This is a genomic window from Streptomyces sp. NBC_00250 (assembly GCF_036192275.1).
In the GTDB taxonomy this organism is placed as follows: domain Bacteria; phylum Actinomycetota; class Actinomycetes; order Streptomycetales; family Streptomycetaceae; genus Streptomyces.
Map to the genome: position 1 here is coordinate 2,273,084 of NZ_CP108088.1, position 15,510 is coordinate 2,288,593.

The 15,510-nt window shown below is 73.1% G+C and carries 12 protein-coding genes; 4 read left to right on the forward strand and 8 right to left on the reverse strand.

Going from position 1 to position 15,510, the window contains the following annotated elements:
• Nucleotides 1–23 precede the first annotated feature (23 nt).
• The 3 genes from OG259_RS10235 to OG259_RS10245 form a co-directional block, all read right to left on the reverse strand.
• Nucleotides 24–1,307, reverse strand: a complete 1,284-nt coding sequence (locus OG259_RS10235) for an SAV2148 family HEPN domain-containing protein (RefSeq protein WP_266898049.1) — start codon at nucleotides 1,305–1,307, stop codon at nucleotides 24–26.
• 110 nt (nucleotides 1,308–1,417) lie between these two features.
• Nucleotides 1,418–2,794: a copper amine oxidase gene (locus OG259_RS10240; RefSeq protein WP_328941990.1), complete on the reverse strand. Its 1,377-nt coding sequence runs from the start codon at nucleotides 2,792–2,794 to the stop codon at nucleotides 1,418–1,420.
• Between the two features lie 63 nt (nucleotides 2,795–2,857).
• On the reverse strand, nucleotides 2,858–3,679 hold the full coding sequence (locus OG259_RS10245) for a Tat pathway signal sequence domain protein (RefSeq protein WP_443052117.1): 822 nt from the start codon (nucleotides 3,677–3,679) through the stop codon (nucleotides 2,858–2,860).
• Between the two features lie 189 nt (nucleotides 3,680–3,868).
• On the opposite strand from OG259_RS10245, the gene glgX reads away from it, so the two are divergent.
• Entirely contained in the window at nucleotides 3,869–5,989 is a 2,121-nt protein-coding gene (gene glgX, locus OG259_RS10250) for a glycogen debranching protein GlgX (protein WP_328941992.1), read from the forward strand.
• On the opposite strand, the gene OG259_RS10255 is transcribed toward glgX, so the two are convergent.
• The gene (locus OG259_RS10255) at nucleotides 5,958–7,190 is read right to left on the reverse strand and encodes an MFS transporter (RefSeq protein WP_328947042.1); all 1,233 of its coding nucleotides are present in this window, start codon (nucleotides 7,188–7,190) and stop codon (nucleotides 5,958–5,960) included. The genes glgX and OG259_RS10255 overlap by 32 nt on opposite strands.
• A 90-nt stretch (nucleotides 7,191–7,280) precedes the next feature.
• Between OG259_RS10255 and treY the strand changes: the two genes are divergently transcribed.
• Nucleotides 7,281–9,707 (forward strand): malto-oligosyltrehalose synthase, encoded by a 2,427-nt coding sequence (gene treY, locus OG259_RS10260; RefSeq protein ID WP_328941993.1) that lies wholly within the window; start codon nucleotides 7,281–7,283, stop codon nucleotides 9,705–9,707.
• A 76-nt stretch (nucleotides 9,708–9,783) separates the two neighbouring features.
• Here the strand turns inward: treY and OG259_RS10265 are convergent, their stop codons facing one another.
• The 4 genes from OG259_RS10265 to OG259_RS10280 form a co-directional block, all read right to left on the reverse strand.
• The gene (locus OG259_RS10265) at nucleotides 9,784–10,272 is read right to left on the reverse strand and encodes a hypothetical protein (RefSeq protein ID WP_328947043.1); all 489 of its coding nucleotides are present in this window, start codon (nucleotides 10,270–10,272) and stop codon (nucleotides 9,784–9,786) included.
• A 104-nt stretch (nucleotides 10,273–10,376) separates the two neighbouring features.
• A complete protein-coding gene (locus tag OG259_RS10270) occupies nucleotides 10,377–11,558 on the reverse strand; it encodes a cytochrome P450 (protein WP_328941994.1) in 1,182 nt (393 codons plus the stop codon).
• A 66-nt stretch (nucleotides 11,559–11,624) separates the two neighbouring features.
• A complete protein-coding gene (locus tag OG259_RS10275) occupies nucleotides 11,625–11,849 on the reverse strand; it encodes a hypothetical protein (protein WP_328941995.1) in 225 nt (74 codons plus the stop codon).
• Nucleotides 11,850–11,894: 45 nt separating this feature from the next.
• Nucleotides 11,895–12,443: a DUF1707 and FHA domain-containing protein gene (locus OG259_RS10280; protein WP_328941996.1), complete on the reverse strand. Its 549-nt coding sequence runs from the start codon at nucleotides 12,441–12,443 to the stop codon at nucleotides 11,895–11,897.
• 134 nt (nucleotides 12,444–12,577) lie between these two features.
• Between OG259_RS10280 and OG259_RS10285 the strand changes: the two genes are divergently transcribed.
• Both OG259_RS10285 and treZ read left to right on the forward strand, forming a co-directional pair.
• Nucleotides 12,578–13,573, forward strand: coding sequence for a GNAT family N-acetyltransferase (locus OG259_RS10285; RefSeq protein ID WP_328941997.1), 996 nt, complete (start codon nucleotides 12,578–12,580; stop codon nucleotides 13,571–13,573).
• Nucleotides 13,574–13,691: 118 nt separating this feature from the next.
• Entirely contained in the window at nucleotides 13,692–15,443 is a 1,752-nt protein-coding gene (gene treZ / locus OG259_RS10290) for a malto-oligosyltrehalose trehalohydrolase (protein ID WP_328947044.1), read from the forward strand.
• Nucleotides 15,444–15,510 lie beyond the last annotated feature (67 nt).

Sequence of the window (15,510 nt, forward strand, 5' to 3'; positions counted from 1 at the left end):
TCCCGGCCTCCCCCCGCGAGGGGTCAGGAGACGGGCCGGGAGTCGAGCCAGACGGACTCGAACTCCTCCCGGTACGTCTCGAAAAGTCCGTGATCGCCGTCACGGATCCCCTGCCCGTGGCGCACCACGTTCCGCCCGCCGCCGCGCAGGACGAGGACGGGGGCCTCCATGCCCCGGGCCCGGCGCAGATAGGACTGCACGACGCCCACCCCGTCCGGGCCGTCGCCGTCCACCAGGTAGGCGGTGAAGCGGGGGGTCTCGTCGAAGACGTGGATCTGGAAGGCGCCCGGGTCGCGGAGCTTGGAGCGGACCCGGCGCATGTGCAGGATGTTCATCTCGACCGAGCGGCTCAGTTCGCCCTTCTTCAGGCCGAGTTCGCGCTCGCGGCGCTTGACGGCGCTGCTCGCGGGGTTGAGGAAGAGCAGCCGGGTCCGGCAGCCGGACTCGGCGAGGCGGACCATGCGGCGGCCCGAGAAGTTCTGCACGAGCAGATTGAGACCTATGCCGGTGGCGTCGAGGCGGCGGGCCCCGCCGAAGAGGTCCTCGGCGGGCAGCTGCCGCTGGAGCCGGACCCGGTCGGGGTGGACGGAGACCACGTCCGCGTACCGGTCGCCGACGAGGTCCTCGACCGCGTCGACGGGCAGCCGGTCGGCGGAGGGCACCCCGGCACCGCTGCCGAGGATCTCCAGGATGCGCGCGGAGGCCCGTTCGGACTGGGCGAGGACGGTCAGCGACAGGGCCCGGTTGCGGGAGACCACGTTGCGCGTGACCTCCAGCTCGTCCAGGGCCAGCTCGACCTCGCGCCGGTCGTCGAAGTAGGGCTCGAAGCAGGGCCAGTGCTGGACCATCAGCTCGCGCAGCTGCGGCAGGGTGAGGAAGCTGAGGACGTTGTCGTCGGCGGGGTCGAGCAGATAGCCCTTGCGCCGCGAGACCTCGCGGACGGCGACCGCCCGCTGCACCCACTCCTGGCCCGCCGGGCCGGCCGCGGCCACCACCCACTCCTCGCCGTGCACGGGTTCGTACACGGGTCGCAGGACGGCGGCGACCACGGCGCGGAGCCGCTGTTCGACGAGGTTCAGCCAGATGTAGGCCCGTCCGGCGCGCTGGGCGCGGGTGCGGACCTCGCTCCAGGCCTCGGCGCCCCAGTCGAGCTCCGCTCCGATCTCCACGGGCCGGGCGACGGTGACCGTGCCGGGCGGCACGGCTCCGGGCGGCGCGACCGCGCCGGGCGGCGCTTCGGAGGGGTCGGCGGGACCCCCCTCGCGACCCTGATCCCCTGGGGGCAGCTCCAGACCTCCCGAGCTCACCCGCGCACCGCCTTCTGCTCCTGGACGCCCGTGTCGACCGGTCCGACAACGATCAAGGAAGGGTACTCCGCGAGCGGGAGGCGGTGCAGCAGGATCGTCAGGCTCCTTCCTCAACTCCCCAGATCCGGCTGCCCGTTCTGGGAGGCGAGATCGGCCGGAGTGAGCGGATTCATAGCGGTTACGTCCCTGGGCGCGAGCTGGAAGCCCTGCCAGTGGACCGGCATCGGCTGCTGGTCCTCGTCCCGGGCGATGTGGTGGAACCCGATGTTGACCCAGACGGACGGTTTGGTCAGAGTCTCCCCGTTGACCCATTTGTCCACGCTGTCACCGGCGTTGGGCGCGCAGTTGCCGATGTTGTTGCTGGCGAACTTCTCACAGGCACGCGCCTGCGTGAAGTACACGTCGTGCTTGGTGAATCCGCGCCCGGCGTGGGTGTCGGTGTGGCCGGGGACGATCTCGTACGACCGGGCGTGGCCGTCGGCGTTCTTGCCGGTGCCGCTGACCACCCGCCACCAGCGCATGTTCTTGGCGTCGCCGGCGAGCTCCTTGGTGACGACGGTGCGCTTGGTCTTCACGGTCGGTCCGCCGCCGCCCGCGGGGGGCGCGGTGACGGTGGAGTCGAACTGCTCGATCCGGTCCTTGGTGGAGCCGTCGAGGCCGAAGTCGAGCTTCCAGAAGACGTTGTGGGCGTGGCTGGTGGCGTAGGAGCGGGCGCCCTTTCCGATGGGCCAGCCGCGGCCGTCGGTGGCGTTGTAGTCGACGGGCGAGAGGCTGCCGGTGGCCCCGACGTTGGCGCCGATGGTGCCGTCGGCGGAGAAGCGCCACTCGGAGATGTACTCGTACCAGCCGACCTTGTTCACGGTGTAGACGAGCAGGTCCTTGGCCTGCGCCTGGTAGACCTTCGAGCCGGAGTCGCTGGCCATGCGGTACGCGTGGCCACGCGCCCGCGTGGTGGTGCACAGGCCCTTGATCTGGCCGACCTCGGGCACCTTGACGGTGGTGAGGGTGCCGCCGGGGCACTCGGCCGGCTTGAGGTTCTGCAGGCCCCAGCCGAAGCCCGCGCCGGTGAGGTCGTCGTACTCGGCGACGCCGTCGTCGTAGGGCACGTGGATCTGGGCGAGCCTGGCGCTGGTGAGGACCTTGATGGGCTCCGCGGCACCGGGCGGCTGGTAGGTCACCTTGTCGAGCGTGAGCCCGGCGTCGGTGTCGTAGCGCCAGCACATGCGCCAGGTGGTGCCGCCGTCGAGCTTCTGCGTGATGCGGTAGGCGTGGGAGCAGTCGGCCTCGGGTGCGACGGGGGTGCGCGTCGGGGACGGCGGCGGCACCGCCGGGGTGCGCGTCGGGACCGGCGGAGGCGCCGCGACGGCCCCGGTCGCGGGGCCGGTGGCGGCCGTGGCGGTGCCGAGCAGGACGGCCGCGGTCAGAACGGCGCCCCGCGTACGGGTGCGCCGCGTTCGTCCGGTGAACAGGCTGCGCTGGGTGGACATGGGAACGTACTCCCTCGTACGAGTGCGGCAGGAGAGGCGGCGGGAGAGGACCGGCGGCGGTGGTCAGCCGACGCGGGTGACGGTCCTCGCGGAGAGGTCGACGATCAGGTTCCGGGTGTCGATCCAGGCCCCGTTGAGGACCTTGCTGACGAGCCGGACGCACCGGTGCTCGCCGCAACGGGCGAGCTGCGGAGGCACGTTCGCCTCGCGATAGGTGCGGTAGAGGTCGCCGTTGAACCACAACTGGGCGGTGGAGGTGAGCTCCTTGCCGGTGGCGTCCTTGTAGTCCTCCTTGACGCCCTTGCCGAGCGGGCTCGTGAGGATCAGCTCCATGGCCTCGCGCAGCTCCTCGGGGTGGACGGAGGGCTGGACCCCGCGCTGCGCACCGGACTTCTCGACCTTCCCCGTGGCGAGGTTGACGGTCCGGGTGATGAGCTCGTCCCGCGCGTAGTCGTAGAAGCGGACCTCGGCGCGGCGCGTGCCGTCCCCCGGCAGCGGGTCGGCGAGGTCGGTGCCCAGGTGCTGCGGCCCCCGGCCGCCCTCGACGTTCTGCTGGGCGGCGGCGCCGGGCGGGGTGAGCGCCAGCGACTCGGCCCGGGCGAGCTCGTCGTCGGTGAGCGGGTCGCTTCCCACGCCCTTCTCCCCCTCGGCCGCCACGGGCGCCACCGTCGCGGGGGGCGGCGCGGCGCCCGGGGCCTGCGCACCGTCGCCGCCCCCCGTACCGGCCGTGCCCTGCTGTCCCGAAGAACCGGCGGAACCGGCGGAGCCGGCCACGTCGGTGATTCCCCCCGCCCCGACGGCGCCACGGCCGCCCGGCGTGTCGTCGGCCCCCGCCGAACCCGGCAGGCTGATCGCGATCGCGACGGCGGTTCCCGTCACCGCCATGGCCGCTCCGGCCACCACCTTCCCCAGGTGGCGGCGCGCTATTTCGTACACACTTCCCCCTCATTCCCCCTCTTCGTGTGCGGTCACCCGGTAGGACGGGGCTAAGTCCTAGGAGGTTGCCCCAATTTCGGGCAGGATCTGGCCGGAGAACACCCACAAAACCCGGACAGAAGAGGAAGAGTCGTATCCATGCAGGTCTGGCCGGGACAGGCGTACCCCCTGGGCGCCACCTATGACGGAGCGGGAACCAACTTCGCGGTCTTCTCGGAGGCCGCCCACAGGATCGAGCTGTGTCTGCTCCACGACGACGGCTCGGAGACGGCGGTGGAGCTGCGCGAGACCGACGCGTTCGTGCGGCACGCCTATCTGCCGGGCGTGATGCCCGGTCAGCGCTACGGGTTCCGGGTGCACGGCCCGTACGCCCCGGAGCGCGGGCTGCGCTGCAACGCGGCGAAGCTGCTCCTCGACCCCTACGCGCGCGCGGTGTCGGGGCAGGTCAAGTGGGGGGAGGCGGTGTACGGCTATCCCTTCGGGAAGCCGGACGCGCGCAACGACCTCGACTCGGGCCCGCACACGATGACCTCGGTCGTGGTCAACCCGTACTTCGACTGGGGCGACGACCGGCGGCCGCGCACCGAGTACCACCACACGGTGATCTACGAGGCCCATGTGAAGGGCCTCACGATGCTCCACCCGGACCTGCCGGAGGAGCTGCGCGGGACGTACGCGGGGCTCGCGCACCCGTCGGTGATCGGGCACCTGAAGGAACTGGGCGTCACGGCCCTCGAACTGATGCCCGTCCACCAGTTCGTGAACGACCACCGGCTGGTCGACGCGGGACTCTCCAACTACTGGGGCTACAACACGATCGGCTTCTTCGCCCCGCACAACGCCTACGCCTCCTGGGGCGACCGGGGCCAGCAGGTCCTGGAGTTCAAGTCGGCGGTACGGGCGCTGCACCAGGCCGGCATCGAGGTCATCCTCGACGTGGTCTACAACCACACCGCCGAGGGCAACCACCTGGGCCCCACGCTCTCCTTCCGGGGCCTGGACAACCCCTCGTACTACCGGCTGTCGAACGACCCCCGGTACTACACGGACACCACCGGCACCGGGAACTCGCTGCTCATGCGCTCCCCGCACGTGCTCCAGCTGATCATGGACAGCCTGCGGTACTGGGTGACCGAGATGCACGTGGACGGCTTCCGCTTCGATCTGGCGGCCACCCTGGCCCGCCAGTTCCACGAGGTGGACCGGCTGTCCTCCTTCTTCGACCTGGTGCAGCAGGACCCGGTGGTGAGCCAGGTGAAGCTGATCGCCGAGCCCTGGGACGTCGGCGAGGGCGGCTACCAGGTGGGCAACTTCCCGCCGCTGTGGACCGAGTGGAACGGCAAGTACCGGGACTGCGTACGGGACCTGTGGCGGGGCGAGCCGCGCACCCTCGCCGAGTTCGCCTCCCGGCTGACCGGCTCCTCCGACCTCTACCAGGACGACGGGCGACGACCGCTCGCCTCGGTCAACTTCGTGACCTGCCACGACGGTTTCACCCTGCGGGACCTCGTCTCGTACAACGACAAGCACAACGAGGCCAACGGCGAGGGCAACCGGGACGGCGAGAGCCACAACCGCTCCTGGAACTGCGGCGTCGAGGGCGAGAGCGACGAGGTCGGGATCGCCGAGCTGCGGGCCCGCCAGAGCCGCAACTTCCTGGCCACACTGATGCTTTCGCAAGGCGTGCCGATGCTCAGCCACGGCGACGAGTTCGGGCGCACACAGGGCGGCAACAACAACGCGTACTGCCAGGACAACGAGGTGTCCTGGGTGCGCTGGCCGAAGGAGAACAGCGAGGCGGAGGCCACGCTGCTCCGCTTCACCCGGGCGATGGTCCGGCTGCGCCGGGACCATCCGGTCTTCCGGCGCCGCCGCTTCTTCCACGGGCGGCCGGTGGAGGGCACCCACGACGAACTCACCGACATCGCCTGGTTCACGCCCGAGGGCGAGGAGATGACGTCCCGCGACTGGCAGGCGGCGCACGCCCAGGCGCTCACCGTCTTCCTCAACGGCAACGCCATCTCGGAGCCCGGCACCCAGGGCGAGCGGATCGCCGACGACTCCTTCCTGCTGATGTTCAACGCCTCGTCGAAGGAGCTGGAGTTCTCGGTGCCCGACAGTCACGGGGCCTGCTGGCGGACGGTGGTGGACACCTCCGACCCGGAGGGCATGCCGCCGCAGGAGGGCCCGGAGCTCGCGGGCGGCGAGCGGGTGTCCCTCGCACCGCTCAGCCTGACGGTTCTGCGGCGGCCGGCCTGAGCTTCCCCACGGGACCGGGCGTCGTCACCCGTACCGTCCAGGACAGCAGCGCGCAGGCCACGGCCGCCCCCACCGCCACCGCGAAGGCGGCGGGGGCGCCGTGGCCCTCGGCGAGCCGCCCGGAGACGGCCAGGGCGAGGGCCTGGCCGCCGACGATCCCGCTGGTGAGGAAGGCCATGGACTCGGCGAGCCGGGTCGCCGGCACGGTCCGTTCGGTGAGTCCGAAGACGGTGATGAGGTGCGGGGCGTACGCGGCGCCGAGGACGATCACCACCGCGTAGAGCGCGCCGAGCGAGCCGACGAACGGCAGCGGTACGGAGAGGACGACGAGCGCGGCGGTCGCGGTGCGCCAGCGGGTCATGAGCCCGAACCGGGCGGGCACGGCCGCCATGGAGAGACCGACGGCGGCGCTCATCACGCCCATCGCCGCGTAGACCAGCCCGGCCTGGGCGGGCGCGCCGAGCTCCTCGGTGAGGGCGGTGATCCCGGCCTGCGAGGCGCCGAACATGGCGCCCTGGAGGACCATCGTGCCGCGCAGGAGGTAGGCCGATCCCGGCAGCCGCGTCCGTTCGGCGGCACCCGATCGGGTGGAGAGGGACGGCTCGGGCGCGGTGGCCCGGACGGTCGGGTGGAGTGCGAAGGCGGTGCCGCAGGCGGCGAGCAGCAGGGCCGCCAGGAGGAGCGCGGCCGCCGGGTGGGCGAGGGCGGCGGCGAGGCCGACGAGGGCGGGGCCGAGGACGAAGGACACCTCGTCGAGGGTGCCCTCGAAGGAGAGCACCGTGCCGACGGTCCGGTCGTCCGCGCCGGAGCGGCGGGCGAGGGCCACCGAGCGGGTCCTGGCGAGCGGTCCGATCTGGGGGACGGTGGCCCCGGCGAGCGCGCCGAGGACCATCAGCCAGGCGGTGGGCGTCCGGGCGAGCGCGGCGAGGACGAGGGCGGCGACGGCGATCGCGTTGGCGAGGGAGGCCGCGAGGACGACCGAGCGCTGGCCGTGCCGGTCGGTGAGCCGGCCGATGACGGGCCCGGCGACGGTCTGTCCCGCCGCGAGCGCGCCGCCCGTGAGCCCGGCCGTGGCGAGGGAGCCGGTCGTCTCGGCGACCAGGAGCAGGCTGCCGAGCTGGCACATGGCGGTGGGCAGCCGGCCGAGGAAGGAGACCACCGGCAGGGCGGGGCCGAGCAGGGTCAACGTGTCGCGATACATCCGGAGCATCGGGCGAACGTAACGCGATGCACACGAACGGGTGCATGAGGCGATGACACAGAAGCCCTCGCGCGGGGTACGTACGTTCGCATGACCTCCCTCCCGTCCGGCTCGGCCTCCGCCCCGACCTCCCTCCCGCCCGGCTCGGCCTCCGCCCCGGCCTCCGCCCCGGGCTCCCTCCCGTCCGGTTCCGCGGCCGTCCTCCCCACCGCCACCTACCGGCTCCAGCTCCAGCCGGAGTTCCCCTTCGCGGCGGCCGAGCGGGCCGTGCCGTACCTCGCGGGGCTCGGGGTCTCGCACCTCCACCTCTCCCCCGTCCTGGAGGCGGTCCCCGGCTCGACCCACGGCTACGACGTCACCGACCACCGGTCCGTACGGGCCGAACTCGGCGGCGAGGAAGGGCTGCGGACCCTCGCCGCGACCGCGCGGGCGCACGGGCTCGGGCTCGTCGTCGACCTGGTGCCCAACCACATGGCGGCCTCTCCCCGGCACAACCACGCGCTGCGGGCCGTGCTCCGGGACGGTCCCGCCTCACCGTTCGCCCGCTGGTTCGACATCGACCGGTCGGCCGGGGACGGCCGGCTGCTCCTCCCGGTGCTGCCCGCGCGGCTCCCGGAGGTACGGGACCGGCTGCGGGTGTCCGGCGGAGCGCTGCACCTGGACGGACAGGAGTTCCCGCTGCGGCCGGGCACGGAGGGGCTGCCGCTCGACGAGCTGCTCGACGCCCAGTGGTACCGGCTCGGCTGGTGGCGGCTGGCCCGCACGGAACTCAACTACCGTCGCTTCTTCACCATTTCGGACCTCATCGGGGTGCGGGTGGAGGACCCGGAGGTGTTCACGGCGACCCACGCGAAGATCGTCGAACTGGTCGGGGACGGGGTGATCGAGGGACTGCGCATCGACCACCCGGACGGACTCGCCGACCCGCAGGGCTACTTGGAGGACCTGGCGGCGGCGACCGGCGGGCGCTGCTGGACGGTGGTCGAGAAGATCCTCACCGGGCCGGAGACGCTGCCCGCCGCCTGGCCGGTCTCCGGCACCACCGGGTACGACGCCCTGCACCACGTCGACGGCGTGTTCACCGACCCGGTCGGGGCCGACGAACTCTCCGATGTCTACCGGGAGTTCGTGAGCAGGACCGGCGACAGGGGCGGCCGCTGGGAGGCGACCGAGCGGCGCGCCGCGTACGAGGTCGTCGGCCACGACCTGGCCGCCGAGACGGCCGTCCTGACCAGGATCGCGGAGCGGATCTGCGCCGCCGACCCCGTGCTGCGGGACCACGCGCCCTGGGCGCTGCGCACCGCGATCCGCGAACTCCTCGTCCGGGTCCCGGTCTACCGCCCGTACCGGACCGGCGGCGAGTCGGTACTGACCCCGGAGGCGGCGCGCGGCGCGAAGGCCGCCTTCGCGGTGCCGGAGGAGGCCGCGGCGGTCGACGTCGTACGGGACCTGGCACTCGGCACCCTCGGCGACGGGTCCGAGCACCTGGCGTTCCGGGCCCGGTTCGCGCAGACCTCCTCGGCGCTGCGGGCCAAGTCCGTCGAGGACACGGCCTTCTACCGGTACACCCCGCTGCTCTCGGCGAACGAGGTCGGCGGGGACGCGGGCCGCCCGGCGGTGCCGGTGGACGAGTTCCACGCGTACTGCCGGCGGATCTCGCGGGACTGGCCGGGCACCGGCACCGTGCTGTCCACGCACGACACCAAGCGCAGCGCCGATGTCCGGGCCGCCATCGCGGTCCTGTCCCAGTGCCCGCAGGTGTGGACGGAGCTGCTCGCGGAGGTGTCGGGGGTGCCGGCGCCCGATCCGCACGTGGCCTGGACGGCCTGGCAGACCGCCTTCGGCTTCGGCACCCCGGACCCGGACCGGCTGGGTCCCGCGATCCTCAAGTCCGTACGGGAGGCGGGGCTTCGGACCAGCTGGACGGAGCCCGACACGGAGTACGAGCGGGCGGTGGCCGAGTTCGCGGCGGCCGGGCCCGGCCGCATCCCGCTCCGGGCGGCCTCGGAGGCGGCCTTCGCCCTGGAACCGCACATCCGGGCGCACGCGCTGGGCGCGCTCCTCACCCAGTTGACGATGCCGGGGGTGCCGGAGCTGTACCAGAACACGGAGCGGGAGTACCGGGCCCTGGTCGACCCGGACAACCGGGCGCCGTTCACGATGGGCGCGGACGACGATCACACGGCCCTGGTCCGCGCGGCCCTGCGTCTGCGCCGCGAACGCCCTGCGGCCTTCGGCGCCCGGGGCACCTACGCCCCGCTGACGGCCGAGGGCCCGACGGCCGCCCACTGCCTGGCCTTCAGCCGCTCCGACGAGGTGATCACCGCCGTCACCCGGCTGCCCCTCCGCCTCTGGGAGGCGGGCGGCTGGCAGGACACGGAGCTGGTCCTGCCGGAGGGCCGCTGGGCCGACGTCCTGGACGGCGTACGGGAGTTCACCGGCGGCCCGGCGACGGAGCTCAAGGTGGCGGAGCTGTTCGCGGAGCGGCCGGTGGCGCTGCTGGCGCGGACGGAGTGACGCGGCAGCGACGCCCGACCACGACAGAACGGGACGCCCCCTGGAGGGGGCGTCCCGTGCGTGCTCCGACCGACCGTCAGGAGCGGGAGGCCCGCGAGACCTCGCACTTGGTGTACTCGGAGCCGTCGCCGGATCCGGGGTAAGGGGTGGTGAGTTCGGCGTTCACGGAGGCGCCCGCCGCGACCGCGACGGCGGTCTTGGTGGCGGTCGCCGGGACCGCGCTGCCGCCCGCGTCGCCCTTGAACTTCATGGTGATGCTGTAGTCGTAGTCGAGCGCACCGTCGTTCTTCACGGTGACCCGGGCGACGAGGTTCTTGGTCGCCGGGTCGTACTTGCACTCGTCGATGGTCACGTCGCGGATCGCCTTGTCGGCGCTGCTGGAGCCGCCGGGCAGGGAGCCGCCGGAGGTGCCCCCGGAGGTGCTGTCGTTGTCGCTGTTGTGGTTGCTGCTGCTCGAACTGCCGGAGCTGCTGGAGCCGCCGCAGCTGCCGCCGTGCGAGCCGCGGGCACCGGTCAGGGCGACGACCGCGATGCCGAAGACAGCGATCGCGCGGACATGACGCATCTTCACGTTTGAATCCCCGTTGGAAGTGGTAAAGAAAAAGGCGCTCTTTGACGAGCACACGTCACCCTAGCAGCGGGCGGACGCACACCTTCCCCACCCCGGAATCAGCCACCCGGACGGACGATCAGGCTCCGCGGGGCCCAGGTGATGAGGCCGGTCCACACCGGGCGGAAGCCGTCGGCGAGGCGGAGCCGGGGCATGGCCGTGAACAGCGCCCGGAGGGCGTACTCGGCCTCCAGACCTGCCAGGATCACGGCCGGGCAGAAGCCGCTGCCGTAGGTGAGCTGGCCCGGGTCGTCGCGGAGCGGGTCGAAACGGTCCGGCTCGCGGAAGCGCTCCGGATCGCGCCCGGCCGAGCCGACGAGGAGGGCGACCGACGCGCCCGCCGGGACGACGCCGCCGCTGACCGGGACCTCCGCGCCGGTACGGCGCACCGCGATCTGCACGGGCGGGTCCCTGCGCAGCGACTCCGCCCAGGCCCGCCCCACGAGCCCGGCGGGGGCGTCCCGGAGGGCAGCCGTCTGGTCCGGGTCCGAGAGGACGTTGCCGAGGAAGGACGCCAAGGCCTTCTCCCGTACGGCGATCTGCCCGCCGCACTCCCCGGCGAGCGCCCCGGCCGCCCTGCCCCGTACGAGTCGCATCATGTCGCGGTAGGGGACGCCGACGGCGGCGGCGACGGTTCCGGCGGGCAGCCAGTGGCAGAAGTCGGCGACCAGGTCGGCCTGCGGCCGTTCGGAGATCCGGCGGGCCAGCACGTACGCCGTGCGCTCGGTGACCGAGCGCAGGGCCTCCACGTCGACGTCGACATGGGCCCGCGCGCACGGCGGGTCGCCGGGTCGGTGGCCGTGCGTGAAACGGCTGTCGGTGAGGGCGGTGGCGACGTCCGCGTACCGGCTGAGCACCCAGGCCCGCAGCAGCGGGTCGTAGGTGAGCGGGAACTCCTCGCGCAGGGTGCGGTGGATGCCGTGCGGGTCCCGCGAGGCGCCGGGGTCGAGGGGGCTCGGGGCGACGGTCCTCGCCCCGGACGTACCGGGCGCGACCGACCCGACGGGTCCGACGGATCCGGCAGGGCCCGCGGGTCCGCCGGCGGTCGGAGCGGGCGCGGTCCGCCCCCGGCCCCGTACGGGCGCCGCGAGGCCGGCCCGCAGGAGGGCGTCGGCCTCTCCGTCGGCCATGGGCGTCGCCGGCGCCATGGACGGCAGCCGCGTCCAGGGGTCCCCGGGCGGCACGTCCGCCCGGTCGTTCCCTATGCCCCGGCCCGGCTCGCGGTTCGGCTCGTCGCTCATCGCGCCCCCTGTCGATCGGCGGTGGGTGCCGCGGCCGGAGAACGTGGCGCGCGTCCCCACAGCCCATCACCGCACGCGCCACAGCGCCCGCCGCATACCGCCGAACGAGTGAACGCCGCCGTGGCGGTCGAGCAGGCGGTCGACGTGCCGCGCGAGGCACCGAGCGACGGGCCGCACCCATGTGCCGTCGTCCCGGGTGATGTCGTCCCGGGTGATGTCGTCCCGGGTGATGTCGTCCCGGGTGATGTCGTTCCGGGTGATGTCGTTCCGGGTGATGTCGTTCCGCTCCATGCCGAGAGGCTGGACGGTCGCGAGCTCGGGCTTTCCGGGCGGTGCCTACCCGTGCGAGAGCCGGAACGACATCTGCCCGAAGCCGACGACGTCCCCCGCCCGCACGACGACCGCGCCCGTGACCCGCCGGCCGTTCACGGTCGTGCCGTTCGTCGAGCCGAGGTCGCGCAGCACCCACATCCCGCTCTGCATCGACAGCTCGGCGTGCAGCCGGGAGGCCGTCTCGTGGCTGAGCCGGAGGCCGTTGACCGGGTCGCGGCCGATCCGCAGCGGGTGCGGGCCCGGCAGGGGCAGCAGCAGCTTCGGCAGCCGCTCGGCGCTCCAGGCGCGCCCCAGCCTGGCCGTGAACGCGGACATCCGCTCGACCGCGCCCACCACCCGGCGCGTCCAGGTGCCCTCGGTCCTCAGGTCGGCGGTGAGCAGGGCGAGTTCGTCGGGGCGCCTGGCCTGGAGCGCGCGCTCCATCCGGTAGATGAACGTGTCGTGCGAGAGACGTCCCTGAGCGGCGCCCTCACGGAGCAGCACCAGCGCGCGGTCCCGCTCGGCGTCGGTCAGCCGAGGGGTGTTCGCCGGAAGCTCGAAAGGGGTCGTCACATCTGTGATTGTCGGTCCGTCGGGCCCGTAGTGTCCAGAAGGGTCCCGGGCCGGGAAACCTCGTACCCCGCCGTCCATGATCGCTGCTACCGTCTGCGGACTCCGAATCAACCGTCCCCAGGGGGAAACACCACGTGACCGCGTCTTCTTCGGCCGGACTCCACCCGCACGACCTCGTCATACGTCCGCTCGCCGGACCCGAGGAACTCGACCTGTTCCTCCGCCTCACCTACACGCTCGACCACGAGCTCGCCGACGACCTCGCCACCGGCCGCCGTCTGCCCGAGTGGATGTGGGTCGCCCTCGACGGCGACCGCCTCCTCGGCCGGCTCTCCTGGTGGGCGAACGCGGCCGGCGCCGAGCCGCAGGCGCTCGACTTCTTCGACCTCGCCCCGGAGCTCTCCTCGGAGGAGCGCGCCGAGATCGGCCTGCGGCTCCTGGAGACCGCCACGGCCGCCGTGATCCCGGCGGACGGGAAGCGCCCGGAGTTCGGCCGCTTCATGCCGGCGGACTGGCGCGACGTGCCGGAGACCCGGTCCCTCCTGGAGTCCGTCTTCGGCGTTCTGGAGGCCACCGGGGCCCGCCCCCTCGTCGAGCGCCTCCGCCTGGAGTGGCGGCCCGGCACCCCCGTACCGGAGCCGAAGGGCCGGCTGGAGTTCCGTCCGGTGCGGGACCGTGAGGACCTGGTCACCCTGATGACCCCGGTCATGGAGGGCACGCTCGACGCGCACGGGCAGGCGGATCTGGCCTCCGGCCTGTCGACGCGGGAGGCCGCGGAGCTGCACTACGACGAGGAGTTCGCGCACTACTCCTCGCCCCAGGAGTGGTGGCAGGTGGCCCAGCTGCCGGAGAGCGGCGAGCCGGTCGGCTTCGTCGTCCCCGCGCGCAACAACTACCACCACACGATCGCGTACATCGGCGTGCTGCCGGCCCACCGCGGCAACGGCTACATCGACGACATCCTGGTGGAGGGGACCCGCGTCCTGGCCGCCGCCGACGTGCCCCGGATCCGGGCCGCGACCGACCTGGGCAACGTGCCGATGGCGGACGCCTTCGCCCGTGCGGGCTACATCAACTTCGAGCGTGCGATCAACTACGTGTGGGACGCGCCGGGCGCGGCGGGTTCCTGACTGCCAGGATGGACGCGGCGGTCGTTCGCTGATCCGCCGAGCTGATCCGTGCGTGGATCCGTGCGTGGATCCGATGCTGGGATCCGTGCGTGGTTGGTCCGTCGACGAGGGGATTTCCGTGCTCTTCGAGGTGTGGGCGCCGAACGCCCGTGACCGGGTGACGCTGGAGCTGAACGGCTCCGGGCATCCCCTGGAGCGGGACGCCGAGCGGGACGGCTGGTGGACGGGTGTCGTGCCCGCCGAGGACGGCGACCGGTACGGCTTCTCGCTGGACGGCGGGCATCTGCTGCCCGACCCGCGCTCCCGTCGGCTGCCCGACGGGCCGGACGGCCTGAGCGCGGTCGTCGACCACTCCGCTTACACCTGGCGGAACGAGTCCCCGAAGCTGCGGCTGCGCAGCGCCGTCCTGTACGAGCTGCACCTCGGCACCTTCACCCCGGAGGGGACCCTCGACGCGGCGGCCGCGCGCCTCGGGGAGCTCGCGGGCCTCGGCATCACCCATGTGGAGCTGATGCCGCTGTGCCCGTTCCCCGGGGTGCGGGGCTGGGGCTACGACGGGGTCGCGCCGTGGGCGGTGCACGAGCCGTACGGCGGCCCCGAGGCGCTGAAGCGGTTCGTGGACGCGGCACACGGGCTCGGCATGGGCGTGGTCCTGGACGTGGTGCACAACCACCTGGGGCCCTCCGGCAACCATCTGCCGTTCTTCGGCCCGTACTTCACGGAGACCCACCACACCCCGTGGGGCGCCGCGGTGAACCTGGACGCGCCCGGCTCGGACGAGGTCCGGGCGTACTTCCGGGGCAGCGCGCTCGCCTGGCTGCGGGACTACCGGATCGACGGGTTGCGGCTCGACGCCGTGCACGCGCTCGCCGACACCCGGGCGCTGACCTTCCTGGAGGAGCTCTCGGCGGCCGTCGACGAGCTGGCGAAGGAGCAGGGCCGCCCGCACTTCCTGATCGCCGAGTCCGATCTCGCCGACCCGCGGACGACCACCCCGCGCGCGCTCGGCGGACTCGGGGTCCACGCCCAGTGGAACGACGACTTCCACCACTCCCTGCACACCGCCCTGACCGGCGAGGCCCAGGGCTACTACGCGGACTTCGCCCGTGCCCCGATGGCCGCGCTCGCGAAGACGCTCACCCATGTCTTCTTCCACGACGGCACGTACTCGGCCTTCCGGGGCCGCCGTCACGGCCGTCCCGTGGACCGGGAGCGCACCCCCGCCCACCGCTTCCTCGGCTACGCCCAGACCCACGACCAGATCGGCAACCGGGCCCTGGGGGACCGCCTTTCGGCCTCCCTCTCCCCCGGTCTGCTCGCCTGCGCGGCGACCCTCGTCCTCACCGGCCCCTCGGTGCCGATGCTCTTCATGGGCGAGGAGTGGGGGGCGACCACGCCCTGGCAGTACTTCACCGACCACACCGATCCGGAGCTCGCGGAGGCGGTACGGCGGGGCAGACGGCGGGAGTTCGCGGAGCACGGCTGGGACGAGAACGAGGTGCCCGACCCTCAGGAGCCGGCCACCCGCGACCGTTCGGTCCTCGACCGGGCCGAGCGCGAGCGGGGCCCGCACAGGCGGCTGCTCGCCTGGTACCGCCAGCTCATCGCGCTGCGCCGCACCCTGCCCGACCTGACGGACCCGGACCTGGCGGGCGTGAAGGTGGCCTTCGACGAGGAGGCCCGCTGGCTGGTCTTCCGGCGCGGGATCCTGCGGGTGGCCGTCAACCTGGGCAAGGAGCCGGCGGTGATCCCGCTCGGCTCCAACGGCCGCGACAAGGTACTGGCGGCGTGGGAGCCGGTCGATACCCCGGCGGTGGACGGGGTCCTGCGGCTCCCCGGCGAGTCGGCGGTCGTCCTGACGGACGGCTGAGCCCACCGCATCCACGTGACGGCCGGGCCCGCCGCGCCCGTACGCGCCCGTACGCGCCTGCTCGACG

Excerpts from the sequence above, each read along its gene's own strand:
- OG259_RS10255 (WP_328947042.1), bottom strand. The coding sequence starts at position 7,190 with ATGTATCGCGACACGTTGACCCTGCTCGGCCCCGCCCTGCCGGTGGTC.
- OG259_RS10270 (WP_328941994.1), bottom strand. The coding sequence starts at position 11,558 with ATGAGCGACGAGCCGAACCGCGAGCCGGGCCGGGGCATAGGGAACGAC.
- OG259_RS10275 (WP_328941995.1), bottom strand. The coding sequence starts at position 11,849 with ATGGAGCGGAACGACATCACCCGGAACGACATCACCCGGAACGACATC.
- OG259_RS10245 (WP_443052117.1), bottom strand. The coding sequence starts at position 3,679 with ATGGCGGTGACGGGAACCGCCGTCGCGATCGCGATCAGCCTGCCGGGT.
- OG259_RS10240 (WP_328941990.1), bottom strand. The coding sequence starts at position 2,794 with ATGTCCACCCAGCGCAGCCTGTTCACCGGACGAACGCGGCGCACCCGT.
- treY (WP_328941993.1), top strand. The coding sequence starts at position 7,281 with ATGACCTCCCTCCCGTCCGGCTCGGCCTCCGCCCCGACCTCCCTCCCG.
- glgX (WP_328941992.1), top strand. The coding sequence starts at position 3,869 with ATGCAGGTCTGGCCGGGACAGGCGTACCCCCTGGGCGCCACCTATGAC.
- OG259_RS10265 (WP_328947043.1), bottom strand. The coding sequence starts at position 10,272 with ATGCGTCATGTCCGCGCGATCGCTGTCTTCGGCATCGCGGTCGTCGCC.